This is a genomic window from Citrobacter sp. CK189, from assembly GCF_030333505.1.
GTDB classification, from domain to species: domain Bacteria; phylum Pseudomonadota; class Gammaproteobacteria; order Enterobacterales; family Enterobacteriaceae; genus Citrobacter_B; species Citrobacter_B koseri.
The window spans coordinates 1,077,304-1,099,817 of the sequence record NZ_JAOWFV010000038.1 but is presented as its reverse complement, the minus strand read 5'-3'; the positions used below and the strand labels follow the sequence as shown (position 1 = coordinate 1,099,817).

The following is a 22,514-nucleotide window of genomic DNA, read 5'->3' as shown; positions in this document are numbered from 1 at the left end:
TCTGTTATTGCCCTGGACGCCTGACTGGACTATGCCTGGTAGGGAAAAAATGTGTCGTACCGTTGCATCCTGACAGGAGAAAACCATGAGTAAAATTGGCATTAACGGCTTTGGTCGTATCGGTCGTCTGGTGTTACGTCGTCTGCTGGAAGTGAAAAGCGACATTGATGTTGTCGCCATCAATGACCTGACCTCCCCTAAAATCCTCGCGTATCTGTTGAAATATGACTCAAACTACGGCGTATTCCCCTGGAGTGTGGATTTCACCGAAGACGCGCTGATTGTGGACGGCAAAAAAATTGCGGTTTACGCAGAAAAAGAGGCTAAAAATATTCCGTGGAAAACCACCGGCGCCGGGATCATTGTCGAGTGCACCGGCTTCTATACCTCAGCCGAGAAGTCCAAAGCGCACCTCGACGCTGGCGCTAAAAAAGTGCTGATTTCCGCCCCGGCTGGCGATATGAAAACCATTGTCTTCAACGTGAATGACGACACGCTGGATGCCAGCGACCAGATTGTTTCTGTCGCATCCTGCACCACTAACTGCCTGGCGCCGATGGCGAAAGCGCTGAATGACAACTTTGGCATTCAGGTTGGCACCATGACCACAATTCACGCCTACACCGGAACCCAGTCGCTGGTTGACGGGCCGCGCGGGAAGGATCTGCGCGCTTCGCGGGCGGCGGTGGAAAACATCATCCCCCACACCACCGGCGCGGCGAAGGCTATTGGTCTGGTGATTCCTGAACTGAGCGGAAAACTTAAAGGCCATGCTCAGCGCGTCCCGGTGAAAACCGGCTCTGTAACCGAACTGGTCTCGATTCTGGAGAAAAAAGTCACTGCGGAAGAGATCAACGCGGCGCTGAAGAAAGCGACAACCCATAATCCGTCGTTTGGCTATACCGATGAAGAGATCGTCTCTTCCGATATCATCGGCTCACATTTCGGTTCGGTGTTCGATGCCACGCAAACTGAAATCAGCACAGTGGGCGATCTGCAACTGGTGAAAACCGTCGCCTGGTACGATAACGAGTACGGTTTTGTAACCCAACTTATTCGCACGCTGGATAAATTCGCCAAACTCTGACCCTCTGGCGGAGGCATTGTTCCTCCGCCGTTTTCACTATTTATCTGGTCATTCAAGACGATGTGAATCCCTTCCGATTTTCAATGGATTAACTGTGTTATAGATAACATTTATCACTGAGTGAGCACAGTCATGGACGTATTCAGCCGCGAAACCTTAGAAGAAATGATGGCGCAAGCCGTCTCCCGCTCAGCCACATTTACCCTCTGGCCTGATGGCGAAGCCCCCGGAGCGAAAAACAGCGATGCTGTTTTTACGCCAGAACCGCGGCATACCGGTACATCCATCTTCGATCGCGCCGTCACGGGCGTCCGATCTCCTGAAATCACCGTTTACGCGCCAGATAAACCCAACGGCGTGGGGCTTCTCGTGACGCCTGGCGGTTCCTACCGGCGCGTCGTACTGGACAAAGAAGGCAGCGCGCTGGCGCCCTTTTTTAATGCGCGTGGTTATACCCTGTTCGTGATGACCTACCGGATGCCCGGAGATGGCCATGCTGAGGGGGCAAACGCGCCGCTGGCGGATGTGCAGCGCGCGATGCGCTATCTTCGCGCCAATGCGCAAGCGTGGAAGATCGACCCGGAACGCATCGGGGTGCTGGGTTTTTCTGCCGGTGCGCATGTCGCCGCCAGTCTGGGAACGCGCTTTGCTGAACCCGCCAGTCCCCCCATCGACAGCCTGGATGAAATCAACGCCCGCCCTGCTTTTATGGCGCTGGTCTATCCGGTCATCACCATGCGTGACGACATTCATCATCCCGGCTCACGCCTTGAACTGATGGGCGTGGAACCTGACGATGAACAGATTCGCCACTACTCGCTTGAGGAACGCGTGGATGCCGATACGCCGCCCACATTTCTGCTGCATGCCATCGACGATCCGGCGGTAAAGGTGGAAAACAGCCTGGTATTTTTTAACGCGCTGCGCCGTTCTGGCGTAGCGGTGGAAATGCATTTGTTTGAGCGAGGAAAACACGGGTTTGGCATTCGTGATACGCAGGGATTGCCGGTCGCGGTCTGGCCGGAACTGATGATGAACTGGATTGCGACCAAAGTGTGACCGCCATTAGCAGGCCGGGGAAAACCCCGGCCTGTTACATCAGGACTGCAAATAAACCACCTGCGTTTGCAGATACTCGTTCAGACCGTGTTTGCCATCTGCCCCGCCAATACCTGACTTGCGCCAGCCAGCATGGAATCCCTGCATCGCCTCAAAGTTTTCGCGATTGATGTAGGTCTCGCCGAATTTCAGCCCGCCGATCGCCTTCATCGCAACATTCAGGTTTTGCGTATATACAGACGATGTCAGACCGTAATCGCTGTCGTTCGCCATCTCCAGCGCCTCTTCCAGCGTATCAAACGCCACAACCGGTAGCACGGGGCCAAATGTCTCCTCATGCATGATGGTCATCTCCTGGCGAACGTCCAGCAGCAACGTCGGTGGATAATAATAACCTTTGCCCTCCACGGCCTTGCCGCCCAACTCCACGCGAGCGCCCTCCTGTACGGCGCGCGCCACTTTCTGCTCTACCCGCTCCAGCGCGGCAGCGTTAATCAGCGGCCCCATAGCGATGTCATCACGCTGTGCCGGATCGCCAAACTGAACCGCTTTCATCGCCTCGCCCAGACGGTTCACAAAGCGATCGTAAATCCCTTTTTGCACATAAACGCGCTCAGCACAGTTACAGACCTGCCCGGTGTTGATCACTCTGGAATCCACAATCGCTTTCACGGCCAGTTCAAGATCCGCATCGTCCATCACGATTGCCGGGGCTTTCCCGCCCAGTTCCAGGCAAACTTTAGTGATGTTTTTCGCTGCCGCCGCCATAATTTTCTCGCCGGCAACCACGCTGCCGGTCATGCTTACCATCGCGACTTTCGGGTTCCCCGCCAGCTCCTGCCCAACCGTTTCACCGCGTCCCAGCACCAGGTTGAATACGCCTTTCGGTAAGCCGATGTCATGCACGATCTGCGCGAAAGCAATGGCATTGTTTGGCGTAAATTCGCTGGGTTTAATGACGATGGTATTCCCGGTCAACAACGCCGGAGCGAGCTTCCGGGCAATCAAAAAGAACGGAAAGTTCCACGGCAGAATCCCGGTGGTGACGCCCAGCGCGCGTTTAAAGACCAGAATATTTTCTCCGGGGCGGTCGCTTTGCAGGATCTCGCCTTCATAACGGCGCGCCCACTCGGCCATATATTCGATGTAGTCGGCGGTGAACGCGACTTCCACCTGCGCCAGCTGCTGGATTTTTCCGCCTTCCGCGACAATCAGCGCACTGATCTCTTCTGCCCGCTCACGAATCCCTGCCGCGATCTTTCTCAGCCACCCCGCGCGTTCAATCGCAGGCAGCGCCTCCCATTCCGGCTGAGCGCGCGCAGCGGCGTCAATGGCCTGACGCGCCTCTTGCGCGCCGCCATCAGGAATACGGGAGAGCAGTTCTTCGGTGGCGGGATTCACCACATCAATCCATGCGTCTCCCTGCCAGCTAACAAATTGACCATTGATATACATCGGGTGTTGTACGGGTGCGGACATTCGCTGCTCCTGTAATTAAATTGTTTTTAACAAGTAAAATCATTGTTAAGTAATAACAATCACATGTTCTCAGGGTCGTCTGCGGTGCTGGTTTTGTGATGTGCTTCATAAAAGCAGCCAGGAAGGTTCTGTCAGAGAGGCGATATCGGGGAGAGAGTTTGCCCGTTTGAGCGTAAATTTCCGCAAACGGGCAAGAAAGTAACATTAACGCAACGAACGACTGTTCATGGTCTCAATCAGGTCAGCGTCATTTTGCAGCGTCTGCCACGCCGCCTCAACGTCAGCGGGAATATCAACGTGCACAATAAAGTCGCGGCCACGCGGCCCGTAGCCGGTTTCATCATCCCGTAAGCGCGGAAGCTCTCCCGCAATCAGGGAGAGATAGCGATCCACGGACCACAACCCCTTCTGTTCTCCGGCAAAATCCACGCCGTCATCGTGCTGGCACAGCGTCGGGACAATACCAGGATAGCTCAACCAGCGGGGCGAATCGGGATCGTCGCAGGTGACGCGGCGGAACGTCGCCATCGTCCGGCGTTGCATTGTCGGGTCCTGTACGATAATAGCGGTGTTAATGGGCGCCGATACCTGACCAATCAGGGCGCAGCTAAACTGCGCGTTCTCACCGCAGTTTGTTGATTTGTCTTCTGGCCAAATGTTCTCCGTCGGGATCTGCCAGAACTGATGAGCGATATCCGCAAGAATTTTGGCTTCCGTACGCCCGGTGGTGCGTATGGTGTTGTAGCGCGGGTGCCCGGCGATGGCGGCATAGAGAAACGTGGTGGAATGGCCGATACCGCCGCTGATCAACAGCGGGATCTGCTGCGCTTTCGCTATGTTACAGGCGGCGTCTATCACCGGGATGACGGCATTCCCCGCCAGCACAACGCAGTCAGCCTGATACGGCGCGTCACCAGAGAAGTCATTTTGGGCCAGCCAATGCCCCAGCGTGTTCGCTGCTTCCAGCGTTGCACTGGATAATGCCGGAAACGGTCTCATTCTCATGGTTCTTCCTCCTGTGTTCCTTGCAGAGTACCGGAGTGGCTTCTGGTGAGTACCAGATCACTCCGAAAGACGATCCGCTGATTATCCTGTGGTGCGAGGGTGAGATAAAGCGTTGATGTCAAACAACGTTCAATGAGCGAAAATCCCGGCTTAACGGCAATGAATATTTGATTTACCGGGCGTTTTCATATTCACTTGAATTATGGTTTACGTCAGACGTAGAATCATTAGCCCGCTAATCATTAAAATAATACAAAGGTATACGACGTTATGCGCCTGCCCCAACGCGATCCTTATGCTCCTCGCGAGTGGCAGCCTCACGAAAAGCCCGCGCTGTTAGGCTCACCTTCGACTCCCATTCACAGCACGCCGAAACGCATCGCCTACGGCGTGGTCGGCCTGCTGGTGTGTCTGACCGGCGCACTCGGGAACGCGGTCGTGACCGCGAATCTGCAAAATTTACAGGGCACCTTTGCCGCCTGGTCGACGGAGATCGCCTGGCTGCCAGCCGTTTATGTCATGACCAATGTCTCAATTAACCTGCTGCTGGTGAAATTTCGCCAGCAGTTTGGTCTGCGGGCATTTACCGAAGGTTTTCTGGTGCTGTATGTGCTGGTCACCTTTTTTCACCTCTTCGTCAACGATCTGAGTTCCGCGCTAATGGTACGCGCGGCGCACGGTATGGTCGCCGCCGCGCTCAGTTCGCTGGGTATTTATTATCAGATACAGGCCTGGCCTGCGAAACACCGTCTGAAAGCGTTAACGATCGGTATTACCGGGTCGTCGCTGGCTATTCCCCTCGCCCGGTTGTTCTCTACCGAACTGCTGCAACTGGATGAGTGGCGCGGCCTGTACTTCTTTGAGCTGGGACTGGCGCTGGTTTCGCTGGGCTGCGTCATCGCCTTAAAACTGCCTCCCGGCGACAGACGTAAGGTTTTTGAAAAGAAAGACTTTATTACTTTTATTCTGCTCGCGCCCGGCATGGCGCTGGTCTGCGCCGTGCTGTCGCTGGGGCGACTGGACTGGTGGTTCGAAGCCCCCTGGATTGGCTGGTCTCTGGCGCTGGCGACGGTACTCATCATCAGCGCAATTGTGTTCGAGCATAACCGCAGCAATCCGCTGTTGAATACGCGCTGGCTCTCCAGCGGCAGTATTCTCCGCCTGGGGCTGATTATGTTGCTGATCCGCATTGTGCTGGCGGAGCAAAACACCGGCGTAATTGGCTGGCTGCAATACGCTGGCTTACAGAATGAGCAAATGACGCATCTGGCCTGGTCAATTTTCGCTGGCATTGTGTGCGGCATCATCACCAGTTGCCTGACGATTAAACCGACGCGGCTGGCCTGGCCCGTGATTACGTCGCTGGCATTGATGATCGTCGCCTCGCTGCTCGACAGCCACTCCACAAACCTGACGCGCCCCGACCAGTTAATGGTCAGCCAATTCTTACTCGGCTTTGGCAGCGCGTTCTTCCTTGCCCCGGCAATGCTGGCGGGTATCGGCGGCGTCATCGCCGATCCGCGCAACCTGGTCAGTTTTTCCGTCTTATTTGGGATGAGTCAGAACATCGGCGGTCTGCTGGGCTCCGCCATTCTCGGCACGTTCCAGACCTGGCGTGAAAAATATCACTCCAGCCTGCTGGCCGATCAGCTCACCACGCTAAATCCGCTGGTGAATGAGCGTCTACAGATGTACAGCCAGATGTACAAAAGCCTGATTGGCGACAGCGCATTGCTGAACACCCAGGCGATCGCCCAGCTACAAACCGTTACGTCGCTTGAGGCAAATATCCTCGCCTATAACGATACTTATTTACTGACGGCCAGCATTGCCGCCGCTACGCTAATCTGGATTTTATGGCGCTTGCTGCGACTGCGTATTACCGCCCGGATGGCGCTGAAAAAAGCCACCGGAACCAAGTAACAAATGAAAATTATGTTTATCGCTTTACCTCAGGAGCCGCTATGAGTCAGCAGGATGCCGCCAAAGAGCAGGCAAATACCCGAAACAATCTCCGTGTGGTGTCAATTTTTGCCGCTGCCGCCATTGGCCTCGTCGGGGTTCTGGTGATCCTCTACGCCTGGCAATTACCGCCGTTTACCCGCCATACGCAATTTACGGATAACGCCTATGTGCGTGGACAAACCACCTTTATTAGCCCGCAGGTGAATGGATATATCACGCAGGTGAATGTGCAGGACTTTGTGCAGGTGAAAAAAGGCGAACTGCTGATGCAGATCGACGACCGTATTTATCGCCAGCGTGTCCATCAGGCCGAAGCACAGCTGGCCATGAAAATCGCCGCGTTAAATAACAACCTGCAACAGCGTAAAAGCGCCGAAGCCGTGATTGCGCGCAATGAAGCGGTACTGAAGAACGCCAAAGCGCAAAGTTTGAAAACCCAGGCAGATTTGAAACGCGTGAAAGATCTCACCGCCGACGGTTCACTGTCGATTCGTGAACGCGATGCGGCGCTGGCCAGCGCCGCGCAAGGCAGCGCGGATATCGACCAGGCGAAAGCCACGCTGGAGATGTCACGACAGGATTTACAAACGGTGATCGTCAACCGGGGAGCGCTGGAAGCCGACGTTGAAAATGCCCGCGCAGCGTTAGAGCTGGCGCAGATCGATCTGCAAAATACCCGCATTGTCGCGCCGCGCGATGGCCAGCTTGGGCAGATTGCCGTCCGCCTCGGCGCGTATGTCACCGCCGGAACGCACCTCACCACGCTGGTGCCGCCGCAGCACTGGGTTATCGCCAATATTAAAGAGACGCAACTGGCGGAGCTGCGCGTGGGTCAGCCGGTACGGTTTACCGTCGATGCGCTGAATGATCGGGCTTATGAAGGCCGGGTGGAGAGCATTTCTCCGGCAACCGGCGTGGAGTTCAGCGCCATTACGCCGGATAACGCGACCGGCAACTTTGTCAAAATCGCCCAGCGCATTCCGGTTCGGGTGGAGGTGCTGGGTAAACCGGAGGAGATTGCGCGATTGCGTCCGGGCATGTCGGTGCAGGTACATATCGATACCCGGGAGGCGAAACAATGACGCGCCGTCCCGTTGCCGCTTTGCTGTTCGCCCTGCTGCTCAGTGGCTGTCAGTCGGTTGATGTGGCACCCGCAAAACCGTCTTTGCAAATCCCCGCCGCCTGGCGAACCGCCACCGGCCCCGCCAGCGCAACAGAACAGGTATGGTGGAGAAATTTTCACGACAGTCATCTGAATCGTTATGTCGATCAGGCGCTGCAAAATAACAGTGACGTGCTGATTGCCCGCGAACGGGTAAATGAATACCAGGCCAGGGTCTATGCCGCCGAAGGCAGCCTGTTCCCCTCGCTGGATGCGGGCGTTAGCGGGGCGCGGGCGCGAACGCAGTCTGCGGCAACCGGACTTCCGATCTACAGCACGTTGTATAAGGGCAGCCTGACGGCAAGCTACGATGTCGATATCTGGGGCGTTAATCGCAGCACCGCCAGTGCGGCGCAGGCCTCGCTGGCGGTGCAAAAAGCGGCGGCGGCCGCCGCCGATCTGACCGTTGCCTCGTCCGTTGCGTCCGGTTATGTCACGCTGCTGGCGCTGGATGAGCAGTTCAACGTGACAAAATCGACGCTGAAATCGCGTGAAGAAGCCTGGAACCTGGCAAAACGGCAATATGAAACAGGCTACAGCTCGCGCCTGGAATTGATGCAGTCGGATTCTGAGCTTCGCTCGACGCGCGCGCAAATTCCCCTGCTTGAGCACCAGATCGCACAACAGGAAAACGCGCTGAGTCTTCTGCTGGGCAGCAACCCGACGCGGCTGGCCCGTAGCGACCGTTTTGATGCGCTGACGCCCTTAACGTTGCCGTCACAGTTGCCCTCTTCGTTGCTCAACCGCCGTCCTGATGTTGTGCAGGCCGAGAGACAGCTTATTGCGACCGATGCGACGCTTGCCGCCTCTCGCGCCAGCCTGCTGCCGTCGATCAACCTGACGGCGACCGGATCGGTGCAGGATCGCACGCTCCCCGGTCTTCTTGACGACCCGCTCCGCTTATGGAGTATCGGCGGCAGCATTCTCGCCCCTCTGCTTAACCGTCAGGCATTGAATGCGCAGGTCGATATTTCCCAGTCCCAGCGTAATCAGGCGCTGTACAGTTATGAAAAAACCGTGCGTAACGCTTTCAGAGAGGTAAACGATAGCCTCGACGCCATCACTCGCTATCAGGAACAGCTCAGTGAATTACAGGCGCAGCAGGATGTGGCGCAGGAAACATTGCGCATCGCCCAGAATCGCTATCGCAATGGCTATTCGTCTTATCTGGATGTACTGGACGCCCAGCGCACGCTGTTCTCAGTGCAAACCAATGTGGTGCAGGTGAAAAACAATCTGCTGCTGGCACAGATTGATCTCTACAAAGCGCTGGGCGGCGGCTGGTCAGTCTGACGTCATCCGTACGGCAAGTGGTGAATGATTTCGCGGACGTTATAGACCAGGCCAGACAGCGATATCACCAGCAAAAACAGCGATGACGCCAGCCCAATACGCCGGCTGTGATGCGGTGACAACCAGTTATTGATGAGCAGGATGTACAGCGATAAAACAGCAAAATCAAAAATTATCCACACCACCGTCAGCGTCATAATGCTGGCGGCGAAGTTCTGCGTCACCGCAATAAACTGAGGGAAGAAAGCGACAAAGAAAAGGATGTCTTTCGGATTTGAAATGCCGGTAATAAATCCCCGGATCACCCCGCCGTCGCCCGCAGCGACCGTGTTTTCTTGCGCATTTGCCTGCGGTTTCCCCGCCCGCAGGCTGATTAACGCGCCGTAGCCGATATACAACGACCCTGCGATCCCCAGCAAAGACAGAAACAAACCGGAGATCGACACCACCCCGGCCAGCATCAGCGCCGCCAGGATAATCAGCACCAGAGAGGCGCTGTTCGTTCCGATCACCGTCACAAAGGCTTTACGCGCACCGTGCCGGGCCGCCGTTCCGGTTACCAGCGCAACCACCGGGCCGGGCGTGACCAGCAACAGTAAAACCGATAAACTATACGCACTCAGCAATGTCAGATTAATCAACGCCTTTTCTCCTTCATAACGCACACAGGCCCGGAAACTCCCGGCATTATTCAGCGAGCGATGACGTTTGAAAAACGAATAAAACTGCTATTTAATGTGAGTAAAACTCACAATAGCGTATCGCCATGACTCTGCCGCCACTGTATGCCCTGCGCGCTTTTGAAGCCGCCGCCCGCCTCGGATCATTCAGCAAAGCCGCTGACGCGCTGAACGTCACTCCGGGCGCGATCAGCAGACACATCCGTACCCTGGAGACAACGTTTGACTGCTCGATGTTTCACCGCAACGGCCCGCAGGTTGAGGTAACGGAAGCGGGACGCACGCTGGCGGAGCAACTGGCCGCAGGCTTTCGGACGCTGGAAAACGCCTGCTCCGCGTTTCGCAACCAGCAGCACGGTCTGCGCTTAAAGGCGCCCTCAACCCTGACAATGGGCTGGTTGCTGGACGTGCTGAACAGCGTACATCAGCAGGAACCCTCGCTTAACGTGGAGCTTTCCAGCGTCTGGATGGACACCGATACGGTGGATTTCAATCGCGAACCCTTTCACTGCGCCATCCTGTTAGGCAATGGTCATTTTGGTTCCGGCACGCAAAACAGGCTGCTTTTTAAAGAGTGGCTGATCCCGATATGCGCCCCCGCGCTGCTTGAACAGGTACGAGAAAACATTGCCGACTGCGAGCTTATTCACCCTTCGCCAGACCGGCGCGACTGGACGCGATGGCTGGCACGCAGCGGTAAATTTAACGGGCTGAATACCCGCCGGGGAAAAGTGTTCGACACGCTGGAACAGGGAAATCAGGCGGCGATAAGGGGGCATGGCGTCTCCGTGGGCGATCTGCTGCTCAGCCTGGAGGCGGTAAAAAGCGGTCTGCTCGCCCTTCCGTTCAATGAAGCGGTGGCAACCGGAGAAGGCTACTATCTGGTCTGGCCGCAAGATACGGCATTCGAAAAAGACATTGCGCTGCTTTATGACAGGCTAAAGCGCGCCGCGCCGCAGGAGATACCTTCGGGTATCTCCTGCCTGAGCTGAGCATGGAGCTACAGGCTGATTTGCTCCATCGCCTGTAAAATGCGCTTATCGGAGATCGGGTACGGCGTGCCGAGCTGTTGTGCAAAGTAGCTGACGCGCAGCTCCTCAATCATCCAGCGGATTTCTTTGACGTCGTCGTCATCACGGCGGGCTGGCGGCAGCTTGTTAATCCACTGCTGCCAGGCCTGCTGCACGCTTTCGATTTTCAGCATCTGCGCCCTGTCACGGTGCGGATCAACCGCCAGTTTCTCCAGCCGTTTTTCAATCGCCTGCAAATAGCGCAGCGTATCGCCGAGGCGCTTAAAGCCGTTGCCGGTGACAAAACCGCGATACACCAGCCCACCCATTTGCGCTTTGATATCAGACAGCCCCAGCGCCATCGTCATATCCACGCGTCCTTTCAGACGTTTGTTGATCGTGAACACGGCGGTCAGGATCTGCTCGACCTGCTTCGCGATATCGACAACGGTGTCGTTCAGCTCAGCACGCACCTTCTCATGCAGCGCGGCAAAAGCCTCTTCCGTCCATACCGGGCCGCCATTGGCGTCGATCAGCTTGTCCACGCCGCAGGAGATACAGTCGTCAATCAACTCCAGCACTTTGCCATACGGGTTAAAGTACAGACCGAGCTTGGCTTTGTTCGGCAGTTTTTCGTGCAGATACTTAATCGGCGACGGAATATTCAGCAGCAGCAAGCGGCGTAAACCGCACCACATTGCCTGTTGCTGCTCCAGCGGATTGTCGAACAGCCTGATGGCGACGCTATCACGCTCATCGACCAGCGCAGGCCACGCCTTCACTTTGTAATTGCCGCGTTTCTGCTCATAGCTTTCCGGCAGCTGACCGAAACTCCAGATGTGCAGCCCACTCTGCTCGATGCCGTCATCTGCCACCGCCGAGAGCGTCTCCTGGACTTTCCCTTTCAGCGCCTCTTTCAGCCCCTGCAAAGCGCGCCCTTCCTGCAACTTCTTGTTTTTGTCATCCACCACGCGGAAGGTGATCTTCAGATGATCGGGCACCTGATCCCAGTGCCAGTCTTCGCGATCTACCGTCACGCCGGTCATCCGCCGCAATTCACGCTCCAGCGCATCCATCAACGGTAGCTCCAGCGGCGTTACGCGACCTAAAAACGCTTCGGCATAGTTCGGCGCCGGAACAAAGTTCCGTCGTACCGGTTTCGGCAGCGATTTAATCAGCGCAATCACCAGCTCACGGCGCAGACCTGGAATTTGCCATTCAAACCCGGACTCTTCCACCTGGTTTAACAACGGAAGCGGGATATGGACGGTGACGCCGTCGGCGTCGGCACCCGGTTCAAACTGATAGCTCAGCCGCAGCTTAAGATTTCCCTGGTGCCAGAAGTTCGGGTAATCCAGCTTGCTGATTTTTTCCGCGCCCTCTTTGATGAGCATACTCTTTTCAAAGTTGAGCAGATCCGGCGTTTCACGGCTGACTTTTTTCCACCAGTTGTCGAAGTGGCGCGCGGAGATCACGTCATGACTGATGCGCTGGTCGTAGAACTCAAACAGCGTCTCATCATCGACCAGAATGTCGCGACGGCGCGATTTGTGCTCCAGTTCTTCCACTTCCGCACGCAGCTTCAGGTTGTCGCGGAAGAAGGCGTGGCGCGTCTGCCAGTCGCCCTCTACCAGCGCATGACGAATAAACAACTCGCGACACAGCGCCGGGTCGATCTGGCTGTAATTCACCTTACGCGCGGCCACTATCGGCAGACCGTACACGGTCACTTTCTCCGTCGCCATCACCGCGCCCTGCGCCCGCTCCCAGTGCGGTTCGCTGTAAGAACGCTTAATCAGATGCTGGGCAACCGGTTCCACCCACTCTGGATCGATGCGCGCCGCAATGCGCCCCCACAGGCGGCTGGTTTCCACCAGTTCTGCGACCATCGCCCACTTCGGCGGCTTCTTGAACAAACCGGAACCCGGGAAGATGGAGAAACGGGCGTTACGCGCGCCGGTATACTCCTGCTTGTCGGCATCTTTCATCCCGATATGCGACAGCAGCCCGGTCAGCAACGCGATATGCACTTCACGGTATTGCGCCGGTTCGCTGTTTACCGGAATACCCAGCTCTTTCACCACCTGGCGCAATTGGGTATAGATATCCTGCCATTCGCGCACACGCAGATAGTTCAGGTAATCGGTGCGGCACAGGCGGCGGAACTGGTTCGACGACAGCGCTTTCTGCTGCTCGCCGAGGTAATTCCACAGATTCACAAAGGCGAGGAAGTCAGACTCTTTATCGTGGAAACGACGGTGCTTCTCATCGGACGCCTGCTGTTTATCCATCGGGCGCTCACGCGGGTCCTGAATAGACAGCGCGGAGGTGATGATCATCGCCTCACGCACGCAGCCGTGTTTCTGCGCTTCCAGCACCATCCGCGCCAGACGTGGGTCTACCGGCAGCTGCGACAACTGGCGTCCTGAAGGCGTCAGTTTATAAGCCGTTTGCTGCTCATCGGTCGTAATCGCCCCAAGCTCTTCCAGCAGACGCACGCCGTCCTGAATGTTGCGTTTATCCGGCGCTTCAACAAACGGGAATGCGGCGATATCGCCCAGCCCCAGCGCCGTCATTTGCAAAATAACCGAAGCCAGGTTGGTACGCAGAATCTCCGGGTCGGTAAATTCCGGGCGCGACAGGAAGTCATCTTCCGAATACAGACGGATGCAGATCCCTTCCGACACACGGCCGCAGCGGCCTTTACGCTGGTTAGCGGAAGCCTGTGAAACCGGTTCAATCGGCAGCCGCTGCACTTTGGTGCGGTAGCTGTAGCGACTGATGCGCGCGGTGCCGGGATCGATAACGTACTTAATGCCCGGTACGGTCAGCGAGGTTTCCGCCACGTTAGTCGCCAGCACGATGCGACGTCCGTTGTGCGACTGGAACACGCGGTTCTGCTCGCTGTTAGAGAGACGTGCATACAGCGGCAATACTTCGGTATGGCGCAAATTGAGTTTATTGAGCGCATCGGCGGTATCGCGGATTTCACGCTCGCCGCTCATAAAGATCAGGATATCGCCGGGACTTTCACGCCCCAGTTCATCCACCGCGTCAAAAATCGCCTGAAGCTGATCGCGCTCGGTATCGTCCGCTTCTTCGACAATCGGGCGATAGCGCACCTCAACCGGGTACGTTCTGCCGGAAACTTCAATGATCGGCGCATTGTTAAAATGACGCGAGAAGCGCTCCGGGTCGATGGTCGCGGAGGTGATGATGATTTTCAGATCCGGGCGACGCGGCAACAGCTCTTTCAGGTAGCCAAGCAGAAAATCGATATTCAGGCTGCGCTCGTGCGCTTCATCAATGATGATGGTGTCGTACTGCATCAGCAGCCTGTCCTGCTGGATTTCCGCCAGCAGGATACCGTCCGTCATCAGCTTGACCATCGTGTTGTCGCTGACGTGATCGCTGAAACGGACTTTATAACCGATGCAGCCGCCCGGTTCCGTTTGCAACTCTTCGGCAATACGGTTGGCAACGGTACGCGCCGCCAAACGACGCGGCTGCGTATGGCCGATCAGCCCTTTAATACCGCGCCCCAGCTCCATACAAATTTTCGGCAACTGCGTGGTTTTACCCGAGCCGGTCTCCCCCGCCACAATCACCACCTGGTGGTCGCGAACGGCCTCCAGGATGGCCTGTTTTTTCTGGCTGACAGGCAGGTTTTCTGGATACGTTATTTCCGGTCTGGCGGCTTCGCGCAGCACAATTTTACCTGCTGCCTGTTCAATCTCTTTCGCCATCTCCAGGAGAATGGCCTGTTGTGCATCAGGTTTTTTAACCTTCTTCACGCCATGCAGGCGGCGGGCAAAGCGCTGCCTGTCACGCAGCATCAGCGTATCCAGCTGTTGCTGAAGTGCGGCGAAGGTGATTTTCTGTTGTTCTGTCATAGCATTAGAGGGCAGTGCTCTGCCGGGTAAAATCTCTTTTTAATGATTGGTATAGAGTACCACATCGGCGCTTTTCGTGTGTTGTTCAATAATTTCGAACATAGGATTCGATATATTGCGCTATCTCTGCGACAGGATTGTGAATAGAGTGTCAACAAGCAACGGGGCTCACCCCATTCAAACACATAAAAGGAAACACCCATGAGCAAAGTATTAGTTCTTAAATCCAGTATTCTGGCAGGGTACTCTCAGTCTGGTCAGTTGTCTGATTATTTTGTTGAACAGTGGCGCGAAAAGCATCCTGCGGATGCAATCACCGTGCGCGACCTGGCCACGAATCCTGTTCCGGTACTGGATGGCGAACTGGTGGGTGCCCTGCGCCCGAGCGACGCTCCGCTGACTCCTCGTCAACAGGATGCGCTGTCGCTATCCGACGAGCTGATCGCGGAACTGCAAGCGCACGATGTGATCGTCATTGCGGCGCCGATGTACAACTTCAACATCCCGACTCAGTTGAAAAACTATTTTGACCTGGTTGCCCGCGCGGGCGTCACCTTCCGTTACACCGAGAAAGGGCCGGAAGGTCTGGTGACCGGTAAACGTGCGGTGATTCTCTCCAGCCGTGGCGGTATCCACAAAGATACGCCGACAGACCTGATCGCGCCGTACCTGAAAGTCTTCCTGGGCTTTATTGGTATCACCGACATGAACTTCGTGTTTGCTGAAGGGATTGCTTACGGCCCGGAAGTTGCGGCCAAAGCGCAGTCTGATGCCAAAGCGGCGATTGACAGCGTTGTTGCTGCATAAGATTCTTCATCGCTAATTTGCCTCATCCGGCCTGCAAGGGGTGTCATCCTCCCGCAGGCCGGATAACCTCCATCAGGCATTCATGCCATTCAGCACCGCAAGAACCTCATCCGAAAGTTGCAAATCCCCTGCCGCCATATTTTCACGCAAATGCGTCACTGATGACGTTCCCGGAATTAACAGGATATTGGCTGAACGTTGTAGCAACCATGCCAGCGCAACCTGCATTGGCGTCGCATTCAGGCTGGCGGCAACGTCGGAGAGCGTTGATGACTGCAACGGCGTAAACCCGCCCAGCGGGAAGAACGGCACATAAGCGATACCCTCGCCCGCCAGCGCGTCAATGAGTGCGTCATCCTGGCGATGGGCGATATTGTACTCATTCTGCACGCAAACAATTTCGGCAATCTTCCTTGCCTCAGCCACCTGTTTCGCGGTGACATTGCTCAGACCGATATGCTTCACCAGCCCCTGCTGCTGAAGTTCAGCCAGCACGCTAAAACTCTCTTCGATAGATCCTTCATGCGGGCCATGACCGTCGCCGAACATAACGCGCAGGTTGACCACATCCAGCACATCAAGTCCGAGATTACGCAGATTATCGTGAACCGCCTGCTTCAATTCCGCAGGCGAGAAAGCGGGCAACCACGACGCATCCTCCCCGCGACGGGCGCCAATTTTGGTGACGATCGCCAGATCGTCAGGATACGGATGCAGCGCTTCTCGAATGATTTGGTTCGTAACATGCGGGCCGTAAAAATCGCTGGTATCAATGTGATTCACACCCAGCGAAATCGCCTCCCGAAGCACCGTCAGCGCGACGTGACGGTCTCTCGGCGGGCCAAATACACCAGGTCCTGCCAGTTGCATTGCCCCATAGCCCAGCCGTTTTACCTGCCGGGAACCGAGAGAAAACGTCGCTGAATTACCGTGACTTGCCATAACTGCCCCTCTTGCTGAATATCGCTTCGGAGCAGACAGTATAGAAACTTACCCTGCAAATTATCGCGCTTTATCATACAAAACAGAAAATACGTAGAATCAATATCTCAATAGAACAACAACAGCATCAACCATCCCAGCCACAGAATGGCAACCCAGTACAACGTACGCTGACACTGCTTTAACGCCCCCTGCCACCGCCCGGCAAGCGTCAACGTCAGTAGCTTTTCTCGCTGCCAGATAAAGCAAAGCACTTCACCAGCTTGCTCGTTATTTTCTTCGTTGATAAGAGAAAAATACTGAGCATCAAGCCACAGTCGCCAGCAACCAAACCAGACAATGCCGCTCATCATAGCGATCATTGTGCGGAGTATCCCCGGTGGTGAGAGCAGGAGAGCCCAGGCCAGCGGTGGGAAAGTGAAGAGCAAAAAGAAACGCCAGCTATTAAGCGTTTGCATCAACAAGCGAGCCTGTAGAAGATGCTTATTAGTTATGTTGTCACTTCTGTTTTCCATTGTTTTAACAGCTCCAGATGTTCAGATGTAAAAACAACCTGCGGTCGCGTCTTTCGTAGTCGATCAACTGCGTCATCAACACCTAACCCCGGATAGCGATACAATAACCATGCCGCCCCCACCAATGCACTGCGTGACAGTCCCAGCGCGCAGTGAATAAGGACGCTGCCATGAGTGATGCGCAATTGCTCCAGCGAACCCACTGCCTGATAAAGCGTGTCGTAGTCCGGTTTAACCAGATCCAGCATCGGTACGCAACAATAGACAACGTCTTGCGAAGCGTGGGAGCGGGGAAACTCACCGGTCAGATCCAGTACCGCCTGTTGCTCCACAGGTCTGCACGGATACGCACCTAAAAACAGCCCATCGACCAGAGGGCTGACCGCCGGTAAGCGGCGGGTATAGCAGTGCATAGAGAGCATCATCCCCAGTCGCCAGGGAAACAGCAGCCACCAGGCGGCGGGCGTTAACCGCCCCGTCCTGTCTTTTTGTAATGCCTCGACGCCGAGCGCACCATAAGCCAGCGCCACAATCAGCAACGCCAATGTCGGCCACCACAACCAGGGCGTCACAAACGTGCCAGCCAGACACGCCAGTACACCAAACAGATAGCGAGTAGCCAGAATCTTACGCTTACCAGAGGCGATGCGCCAACGCCATTGCCCCTGTCCCGGAATCAACCAGTCGATAACCATACCCACTGCCAGCCCGGTGATAACATCAATAAAATGGTGCTGCCAGGTAGTCAGAACCGATACGGCAATCAGCAAAAACCAACCACCGTTCAATGCTTGCCATTTGCCCTTCAGATGACGATGGAAGTGCCGCCACAGCAACCAGCACAAAATAATATGCAACGACGGCGACTGATTGTACGGTAAATCAAACCGTTCAAGCTGACCAAAGAGCCAACCGGCCGGACCGGTTATCTCCGGTCTGGTGAAGGTAAATTGCAGCGGAAATAACAAGAAGCCAATGCAGGCAATCAGTGAAGCCAACACTAATTTGCAGACCAGTCGCCGCTGTTCATTCAGCGTTGTACAGACGAATAGCGACAGGCCGTACAGCAGATCCAGACTCCAGTAAGGAATAATAGTCAGGGGCACAAAAGGAATATGCCGCTCCCACTCAAAAACCAGACTACTAATGTTATCTCGCCCGGCGGTAAACTGGTTAACCTGCCCGTAGGTTAAAAAGAAAAACGGAGCAAGCAGCAGTAACCAGCCTATACCTTGCCGGTAAACAGAACGTCGGGTTGTCATGATGCGCGACGCACCGCCATAGAAACGGTGAAAATTCCCCACCCATCTATCAGTTGAGCGCATTTATCGAACCCGGCCTCCCACACCAGCGCATCCATTTCGCCTTGCGTACGCACACGCATCACCCATGCTTTTCCATCCTTATGACTGGTCAACGACCAGGCGATGGTTTTTAACTGTGGATGCCAGGGCTGACCGGTGTAGATCAGAATACCTCCCGGCTCAATGGCATCTGCCAGCCCGGCAAGAGAATTACGTACCAGCGTATTTTCCGGGAACAATTCATACAGTCCTGAGACAATTCCCAGCGTCGGTCGAGGTAGCAGCGCAGCCAGTTCTTCACGGTTAAAAGCATCCCCCCTTTCAAAACGCGCACGTGCCGCCATTGCGCGAGACGCTATCATTTCCTGGCCTCTCGCCACATTTAATTCGCTGTAGTCTCGTAGCAAAATTTCATCCACTGCCGTTTCACTTTCCAGCGCATCAAGTACATAACGCCCGTGACCAGCAGCAACATCAACCACCCGCACCGTCGTTCCCTGCTCAGCAAGTTTGGCAACCGCATGCTGAATCAACATCTGCATATGGATTTTACGCTGACGGATCCCTTTCCAGCCCACGCTATTGAGGTAGTTTTTGTCAATCAGACGCCCCAGTGCGCTGCTACCCTGCGGTTGATTGCGATAGACATAATCGAGCGTACTGCCAGAATCAAACCCCGTTTCAAATCCCAGACGGACTCCAGTGGATTGCGTCCCCAGCATCTTCATGCCATAGCGCAAGGTACGATAAGCGATGTCATTTAGCGAATAAGGTTCCGGCCCACCGCTTAACATTCGCCAGGTATCCGCCCCCGGACTCCAGCGGTCTTCGTCGCTATAGTCAAAACGTTGAGGAGGCAGAGCATAGAGCGTATCAATAAACACGCGCATTTTATCAAACGCCAGATGCCTCTCTTTTTCACCCAGCGTATCGTGATAAAACCCCGGCAGAATATGAATTTCTTTTAGCGGGTTGCGCAGTCTCTGGTAGAAATCGATCTGCGGCTGGCGGTGAACAACGTAATCCTCCCCGGAGACCAACATCTGCACTGGCAAGGTGATCGCGCTGGCATCGCTGACAATTCTCTCTGCCGTTTTGTAGAGATCGAGCAGGATATTAACCGCGATAGGACGGGTGACCAGCGGATCCTGATTGAAACTTGCCACCCTCGCCGGGTCGTGGGTCAGATACTTGCCCTTCACGTAGGAGTTAACAAAAAAGAGCCCGCGCAGTCGGTGCATCAACGCCAGCCCTGAGCGGGCAAACGGCACATACAGTTTGACCTTAAACGCCGGTGATGCCAGCACCAGACCGCGGATGGTCGGGGCGTAGTCATGTACCCAGGTTGCCGCCAACACCGCACCAACGCTTTGTGCCACGACCACCACATCCTCTATTGAGGCCTGACTGTCAGTTGCAACAAAACGAACAAACTCATCCACATCCAGAACCGAACGAGCCAGCGATGGACTGTAACCGCGCGGGCCCGGCGAGCGCCCGTGCCCACGGGCATCCCAGGCGTAGAACGCCGTATCCGGCATCGCCAGTTCATCGATAATATGTTGCAGACGACCAGAATGCTCATGTCCGCGATGGAACAGGACAATCACTTTCGGCGTTGCCCCTGCCGACGTTGCGGGCCAGTAGCGATAAAACAGCTCAACGTTGTCATTGGTTAAAAATTGCCGTTCTTCAGGCGCCCGTGTATTAATCATGGGAATGACTTCCTGTTGTTTGTTGCGAAAGCGCTACCAACTGGCACTTCAGATCGTCCATAAACGTGTTTTTATCGGAATTAAAACTCAGTGCGTTACCTACCGTGACGCCGATAAACAGCGGAAGCGGAATACGGTTTCCCTTGGCCATCACTCGCTCTGTTCCCCGCAGCCAGACAGGAATAATCGGGACTTCCGGCATGCTTTGGCTCAAATGCCATAACCCTGATTTCAGCGGCGACAGCTTACCTGCCTCGCCGCGCGTGCCTTCTGGAAAAAGGATTAATGTTTTTCCCTCACGCAATGCCTGCTCGCACAGTGCCAGAGGGTTAGCCTCTCCGCCTTTACGTGAAATGGGGATAATGTTGAGAATATTGAGCGCAAACCACGCCATGATTTTATTACGCAAGAAATAATCAGCCGCCGCGACGGGATGCACTTCAGCCTGACGGCAGAGTGGAAAAAGAGAAAGTAGCGCGAAGACATCCATGTGACTGTTGTGATTGGCCACCACAATCGCCGGGCCGCTTTTCGGCAATCTTTCTTGATATTTAACACGCAGACCAAGCCACAACCACATGATCGGCCAGACGATGCACAGCGCAAACAACGGACGAAGGATACGCGTCATCATAGGTTAGTAGCAGAAGTAACGAATGAAATGAAAGAAGACGGGCGCGGTAAAGATCAGCGAATCGAGCCGATCAAGGATGCCTCCATGTCCGGGTAACAGCGTGCCGCTGTCTTTAACACCGATATCGCGTTTGATCGCGGACATCACCACATCACCGCAAAATCCAGTTATGCCAATAATCACACCTGCCAACAGCGCCATCGGCCAGTTTAACGGCGTAAGCAGCGGCCCCAGAATCATTGCCGCCACCGCCGTCGTTACCACGCCCCCCAGCAATCCTGCCAGGGTCTTATTCGGACTGACCTTCGGAATGACTCTGATACGGCCGAGCGATTTCCCCCACAGGTATTGAGCAATGTCGTTGAATTCGGTCAGCCCCACCAGAAACAGCACCAACAGTGCGCCGGTCTGTAGACCATCCGCAGGCAGTACCAGTAAAAAGGCGACATGGCTGAAGGCAAATACTGTCGTCATCAAACTCCAGTGCAGTTGAGACGCGGTACGTAAAAAGCCCTGCGTATCGCCTGTAAGGACCATCCGCGCAGGTAAGAACAGAAAAACATAAACGGGAATAAACACCACAAACATGCCGTACCAGCCAATGCCAATCAGCCAGTAATTGATGGGGATGGCAATAAACATCCACAGCAGTGGCATACGGTCTGATTGTCGCGACGGTGCCAGCGTCAGAAACTCTTTTAGCGCTATAAAGCTCACCAGTGCGAAAAATGTCAGCGCCAGCCATTGCGGACTGAGCATCGCCAGCGAAAACAGCACGATAATCACCCACCATGTGCGAATGCGCAGCGTCAGTTCCTGCCAGTCTTTCCCTGGACGCAGCAGCACCAGTAATCCATTGACTACCGTTGCCACCAGCAAAAGCGCAAAAATGACCGCGAGCGATTTCTCCAGCAACATCATTTCGCCTCCTCGTCATGTAATGCACTACGGCAGCGGTTGATGACCGTCCACAGCAGCAACACGATTGCAACGCCCCACACGGCGTTATTCCAATGCAAAAGCTCTGGCCAGATCGCCAACCCCAGTCCCCAGGCACCAAACACCAGCGCCCTGTCGCTTTTCCCCAACGGCCCGGCATAGCTGCGCACGCCATTGATGGTTTGTGCCAGCACACCACAAAACTCGGTCATTGCCGCACAGAACAACATGAGCAGCACCAGCAACGTATTACTGTATGGCAGCAGCATAAAAGGCAGGTAGAGAGCGACATCAGAGAGAACATCCCCAGTCTCATTGAGAATGGCGCCAGGACGTGATTTTTGATTGCACTCTCGCGCCAGCATGCCGTCCAACGCATTAAGCGCCATACGCACAAACAGCACGACAGGAAGCAGAAAAAATAAATCAGGATGAGGAAAGAAAACTAACACCGCACCGGTGATCAGGGAAAGCGCCATCGCTGCAAGGGTGACGTGATTAGCGGTGGCATGGTGTTTGTACAACCAGAACATCAATGGGCGCAGAAGCGCCTGAAAAGCGGGCTTTATCTGATAAAGCGTCATCATCATTCCCTGATAATCTATGAACTTTTGTCATAGTGCACTAATTAATCACATCATGACGAATGCTTTCCATCAACTGAAGGTAAAATCAGATATTACCAACGTGTGGCAACGTTACTTTTTCAGCCACTTACCGTTAATGCCCTGCACATACTCACCCGGCTTTGCACGGTCGACCAGCTTTTGTCCGGCCATTTTCGCCACCTCATCCACCGGAATCTGATGGCTTTTCGCCAGCTGTTGATAACTGGCGCTACGCTCTTTATTAATCTCGCTGACGAGCGAGCGCGTTTCTGGATCGGTTGCCAGCGCCACCAGATAACCATTAAGCGTTTCCCCCACTCGCCCTTGCGTTCTTGCTTCACTCAGGGTCAACGCGATGGCGTTGCAGCTCAATAAACTCAGGATAAGAACGGTCGCTCTAAGCTGTTTTTTCATCAT

Annotated in this window: 19 protein-coding genes; 7 read left to right on the top strand and 12 right to left on the bottom strand. The window is 55.0% G+C overall.

The features are described 5' to 3' along the window. Positions 1–85: 85 nt before the first annotated feature. Together gap and OGV83_RS15095 are read left to right on the top strand one after the other, a co-directional pair. Positions 86–1,087, top strand: a complete 1,002-nt coding sequence (gap, locus tag OGV83_RS15100) for a type I glyceraldehyde-3-phosphate dehydrogenase (protein ID WP_058669192.1) — start codon at positions 86–88, stop codon at positions 1,085–1,087. Between the two features lie 132 nt (positions 1,088–1,219). Beyond that, positions 1,220–2,146, top strand: a complete 927-nt coding sequence (locus OGV83_RS15095) for an alpha/beta hydrolase (RefSeq protein ID WP_286463938.1) — start codon at positions 1,220–1,222, stop codon at positions 2,144–2,146. A gap of 39 nt (positions 2,147–2,185) precedes the next feature. Here the strand turns inward: OGV83_RS15095 and aldA are convergent, their stop codons facing one another. Together aldA and OGV83_RS15085 are read right to left on the bottom strand one after the other, a co-directional pair. Next, positions 2,186–3,625, bottom strand: a complete 1,440-nt coding sequence (aldA, locus tag OGV83_RS15090; RefSeq protein ID WP_286463936.1) for an aldehyde dehydrogenase — start codon at positions 3,623–3,625, stop codon at positions 2,186–2,188. Between the two features lie 204 nt (positions 3,626–3,829). Beyond that, positions 3,830–4,630 (bottom strand): YdcF family protein, encoded by an 801-nt coding sequence (locus OGV83_RS15085; RefSeq protein WP_115614768.1) that lies wholly within the window; start codon positions 4,628–4,630, stop codon positions 3,830–3,832. 270 nt (positions 4,631–4,900) lie between these two features. On the opposite strand from OGV83_RS15085, the gene OGV83_RS15080 reads away from it, so the two are divergent. Genes OGV83_RS15080 through OGV83_RS15070 form a run of 3 tightly spaced genes read left to right on the top strand, consistent with a single transcriptional unit; the run spans position 4,901 to position 9,050 of the window. Beyond that, positions 4,901–6,553 (top strand): MFS transporter, encoded by a 1,653-nt coding sequence (locus OGV83_RS15080; RefSeq protein WP_049011895.1) that lies wholly within the window; start codon positions 4,901–4,903, stop codon positions 6,551–6,553. Between the two features lie 41 nt (positions 6,554–6,594). Further along, positions 6,595–7,677: an HlyD family secretion protein gene (locus tag OGV83_RS15075; protein ID WP_047463610.1), complete on the top strand. Its 1,083-nt coding sequence runs from the start codon at positions 6,595–6,597 to the stop codon at positions 7,675–7,677. Beyond that, positions 7,674–9,050 (top strand): efflux transporter outer membrane subunit, encoded by a 1,377-nt coding sequence (locus OGV83_RS15070; RefSeq protein WP_286463935.1) that lies wholly within the window; start codon positions 7,674–7,676, stop codon positions 9,048–9,050. Before OGV83_RS15075 ends, OGV83_RS15070 begins: the two co-directional genes overlap by 4 nt. A 2-nt stretch (positions 9,051–9,052) precedes the next feature. Here the strand turns inward: OGV83_RS15070 and OGV83_RS15065 are convergent, their stop codons facing one another. After that, positions 9,053–9,688, bottom strand: a complete 636-nt coding sequence (locus OGV83_RS15065) for a LysE family translocator (RefSeq protein WP_286464021.1) — start codon at positions 9,686–9,688, stop codon at positions 9,053–9,055. Positions 9,689–9,816: 128 nt separating this feature from the next. Between OGV83_RS15065 and OGV83_RS15060 the strand changes: the two genes are divergently transcribed. Further along, positions 9,817–10,722 carry a LysR family transcriptional regulator gene (locus tag OGV83_RS15060; protein ID WP_286463933.1) on the top strand — a complete coding sequence of 302 codons (906 nt, stop codon included), beginning with the start codon at positions 9,817–9,819 and terminating at the stop codon, positions 10,720–10,722. 8 nt (positions 10,723–10,730) lie between these two features. Here OGV83_RS15060 and hrpA read toward each other — a convergent pair whose 3' ends face one another. Next, a complete protein-coding gene (gene hrpA / locus OGV83_RS15055; RefSeq protein ID WP_275155300.1) occupies positions 10,731–14,633 on the bottom strand; it encodes an ATP-dependent RNA helicase HrpA in 3,903 nt (1,300 codons plus the stop codon). A gap of 201 nt (positions 14,634–14,834) precedes the next feature. Between hrpA and azoR the strand changes: the two genes are divergently transcribed. After that, on the top strand, positions 14,835–15,440 hold the full coding sequence (gene azoR / locus OGV83_RS15050; RefSeq protein ID WP_286463930.1) for an FMN-dependent NADH-azoreductase: 606 nt from the start codon (positions 14,835–14,837) through the stop codon (positions 15,438–15,440). A 72-nt stretch (positions 15,441–15,512) separates the two neighbouring features. Here the strand turns inward: azoR and OGV83_RS15045 are convergent, their stop codons facing one another. From OGV83_RS15045 to OGV83_RS15010, 8 genes are all read right to left on the bottom strand, one after another. Continuing rightward, entirely contained in the window at positions 15,513–16,382 is an 870-nt protein-coding gene (locus tag OGV83_RS15045; RefSeq protein ID WP_012132313.1) for an aldo/keto reductase family oxidoreductase, read from the bottom strand. Positions 16,383–16,489: 107 nt separating this feature from the next. Then, positions 16,490–16,840, bottom strand: coding sequence for a hypothetical protein (locus OGV83_RS15040; protein WP_338405121.1), 351 nt, complete (start codon positions 16,838–16,840; stop codon positions 16,490–16,492). Between the two features lie 32 nt (positions 16,841–16,872). Beyond that, positions 16,873–18,159: a phosphatase PAP2/dual specificity phosphatase family protein gene (locus OGV83_RS15035; RefSeq protein ID WP_047463597.1), complete on the bottom strand. Its 1,287-nt coding sequence runs from the start codon at positions 18,157–18,159 to the stop codon at positions 16,873–16,875. Then, entirely contained in the window at positions 18,156–19,916 is a 1,761-nt protein-coding gene (locus tag OGV83_RS15030; RefSeq protein WP_275155302.1) for a bifunctional alpha/beta hydrolase/class I SAM-dependent methyltransferase, read from the bottom strand. Before OGV83_RS15030 ends, OGV83_RS15035 begins: the two co-directional genes overlap by 4 nt. Continuing rightward, on the bottom strand, positions 19,909–20,547 hold the full coding sequence (locus OGV83_RS15025; RefSeq protein WP_047464081.1) for a lysophospholipid acyltransferase family protein: 639 nt from the start codon (positions 20,545–20,547) through the stop codon (positions 19,909–19,911). Before OGV83_RS15025 ends, OGV83_RS15030 begins: the two co-directional genes overlap by 8 nt. Before the next feature lie 6 nt (positions 20,548–20,553). Continuing rightward, a complete protein-coding gene (locus OGV83_RS15020; RefSeq protein WP_047463593.1) occupies positions 20,554–21,471 on the bottom strand; it encodes a phosphatidate cytidylyltransferase in 918 nt (305 codons plus the stop codon). Further along, on the bottom strand, positions 21,468–22,073 hold the full coding sequence (locus OGV83_RS15015) for a CDP-alcohol phosphatidyltransferase family protein (protein ID WP_047463591.1): 606 nt from the start codon (positions 22,071–22,073) through the stop codon (positions 21,468–21,470). Before OGV83_RS15015 ends, OGV83_RS15020 begins: the two co-directional genes overlap by 4 nt. 114 nt (positions 22,074–22,187) lie before the next feature. After that, on the bottom strand, positions 22,188–22,511 hold the full coding sequence (locus tag OGV83_RS15010; RefSeq protein ID WP_024130313.1) for a YdbL family probable chaperone protein: 324 nt from the start codon (positions 22,509–22,511) through the stop codon (positions 22,188–22,190). Positions 22,512–22,514 lie beyond the last annotated feature (3 nt).

What these genes read in the sequence shown, in the direction of transcription:
- gap (WP_058669192.1), top strand. Translation starts at nt 86, where the DNA reads ATGAGTAAAATTGGCATTAACGGCTTTGGTCGTATCGGTCGTCTGGTG.
- OGV83_RS15095 (WP_286463938.1), top strand. Translation starts at nt 1,220, where the DNA reads ATGGACGTATTCAGCCGCGAAACCTTAGAAGAAATGATGGCGCAAGCC.
- aldA (WP_286463936.1), bottom strand. Translation starts at nt 3,625, where the DNA reads ATGTCCGCACCCGTACAACACCCGATGTATATCAATGGTCAATTTGTT.
- OGV83_RS15085 (WP_115614768.1), bottom strand. Translation starts at nt 4,630, where the DNA reads ATGAGAATGAGACCGTTTCCGGCATTATCCAGTGCAACGCTGGAAGCA.
- OGV83_RS15080 (WP_049011895.1), top strand. Translation starts at nt 4,901, where the DNA reads ATGCGCCTGCCCCAACGCGATCCTTATGCTCCTCGCGAGTGGCAGCCT.
- OGV83_RS15075 (WP_047463610.1), top strand. Translation starts at nt 6,595, where the DNA reads ATGAGTCAGCAGGATGCCGCCAAAGAGCAGGCAAATACCCGAAACAAT.
- OGV83_RS15070 (WP_286463935.1), top strand. Translation starts at nt 7,674, where the DNA reads ATGACGCGCCGTCCCGTTGCCGCTTTGCTGTTCGCCCTGCTGCTCAGT.
- OGV83_RS15060 (WP_286463933.1), top strand. Translation starts at nt 9,817, where the DNA reads ATGACTCTGCCGCCACTGTATGCCCTGCGCGCTTTTGAAGCCGCCGCC.
- hrpA (WP_275155300.1), bottom strand. Translation starts at nt 14,633, where the DNA reads ATGACAGAACAACAGAAAATCACCTTCGCCGCACTTCAGCAACAGCTG.
- azoR (WP_286463930.1), top strand. Translation starts at nt 14,835, where the DNA reads ATGAGCAAAGTATTAGTTCTTAAATCCAGTATTCTGGCAGGGTACTCT.
- OGV83_RS15045 (WP_012132313.1), bottom strand. Translation starts at nt 16,382, where the DNA reads ATGGCAAGTCACGGTAATTCAGCGACGTTTTCTCTCGGTTCCCGGCAG.
- OGV83_RS15040 (WP_338405121.1), bottom strand. Translation starts at nt 16,840, where the DNA reads ATGCAAACGCTTAATAGCTGGCGTTTCTTTTTGCTCTTCACTTTCCCA.
- OGV83_RS15035 (WP_047463597.1), bottom strand. Translation starts at nt 18,159, where the DNA reads ATGACAACCCGACGTTCTGTTTACCGGCAAGGTATAGGCTGGTTACTG.
- OGV83_RS15030 (WP_275155302.1), bottom strand. Translation starts at nt 19,916, where the DNA reads ATGATTAATACACGGGCGCCTGAAGAACGGCAATTTTTAACCAATGAC.
- OGV83_RS15025 (WP_047464081.1), bottom strand. Translation starts at nt 20,547, where the DNA reads ATGACGCGTATCCTTCGTCCGTTGTTTGCGCTGTGCATCGTCTGGCCG.
- OGV83_RS15020 (WP_047463593.1), bottom strand. Translation starts at nt 21,471, where the DNA reads ATGATGTTGCTGGAGAAATCGCTCGCGGTCATTTTTGCGCTTTTGCTG.
- OGV83_RS15015 (WP_047463591.1), bottom strand. Translation starts at nt 22,073, where the DNA reads ATGACGCTTTATCAGATAAAGCCCGCTTTTCAGGCGCTTCTGCGCCCA.
- OGV83_RS15010 (WP_024130313.1), bottom strand. Translation starts at nt 22,511, where the DNA reads ATGAAAAAACAGCTTAGAGCGACCGTTCTTATCCTGAGTTTATTGAGC.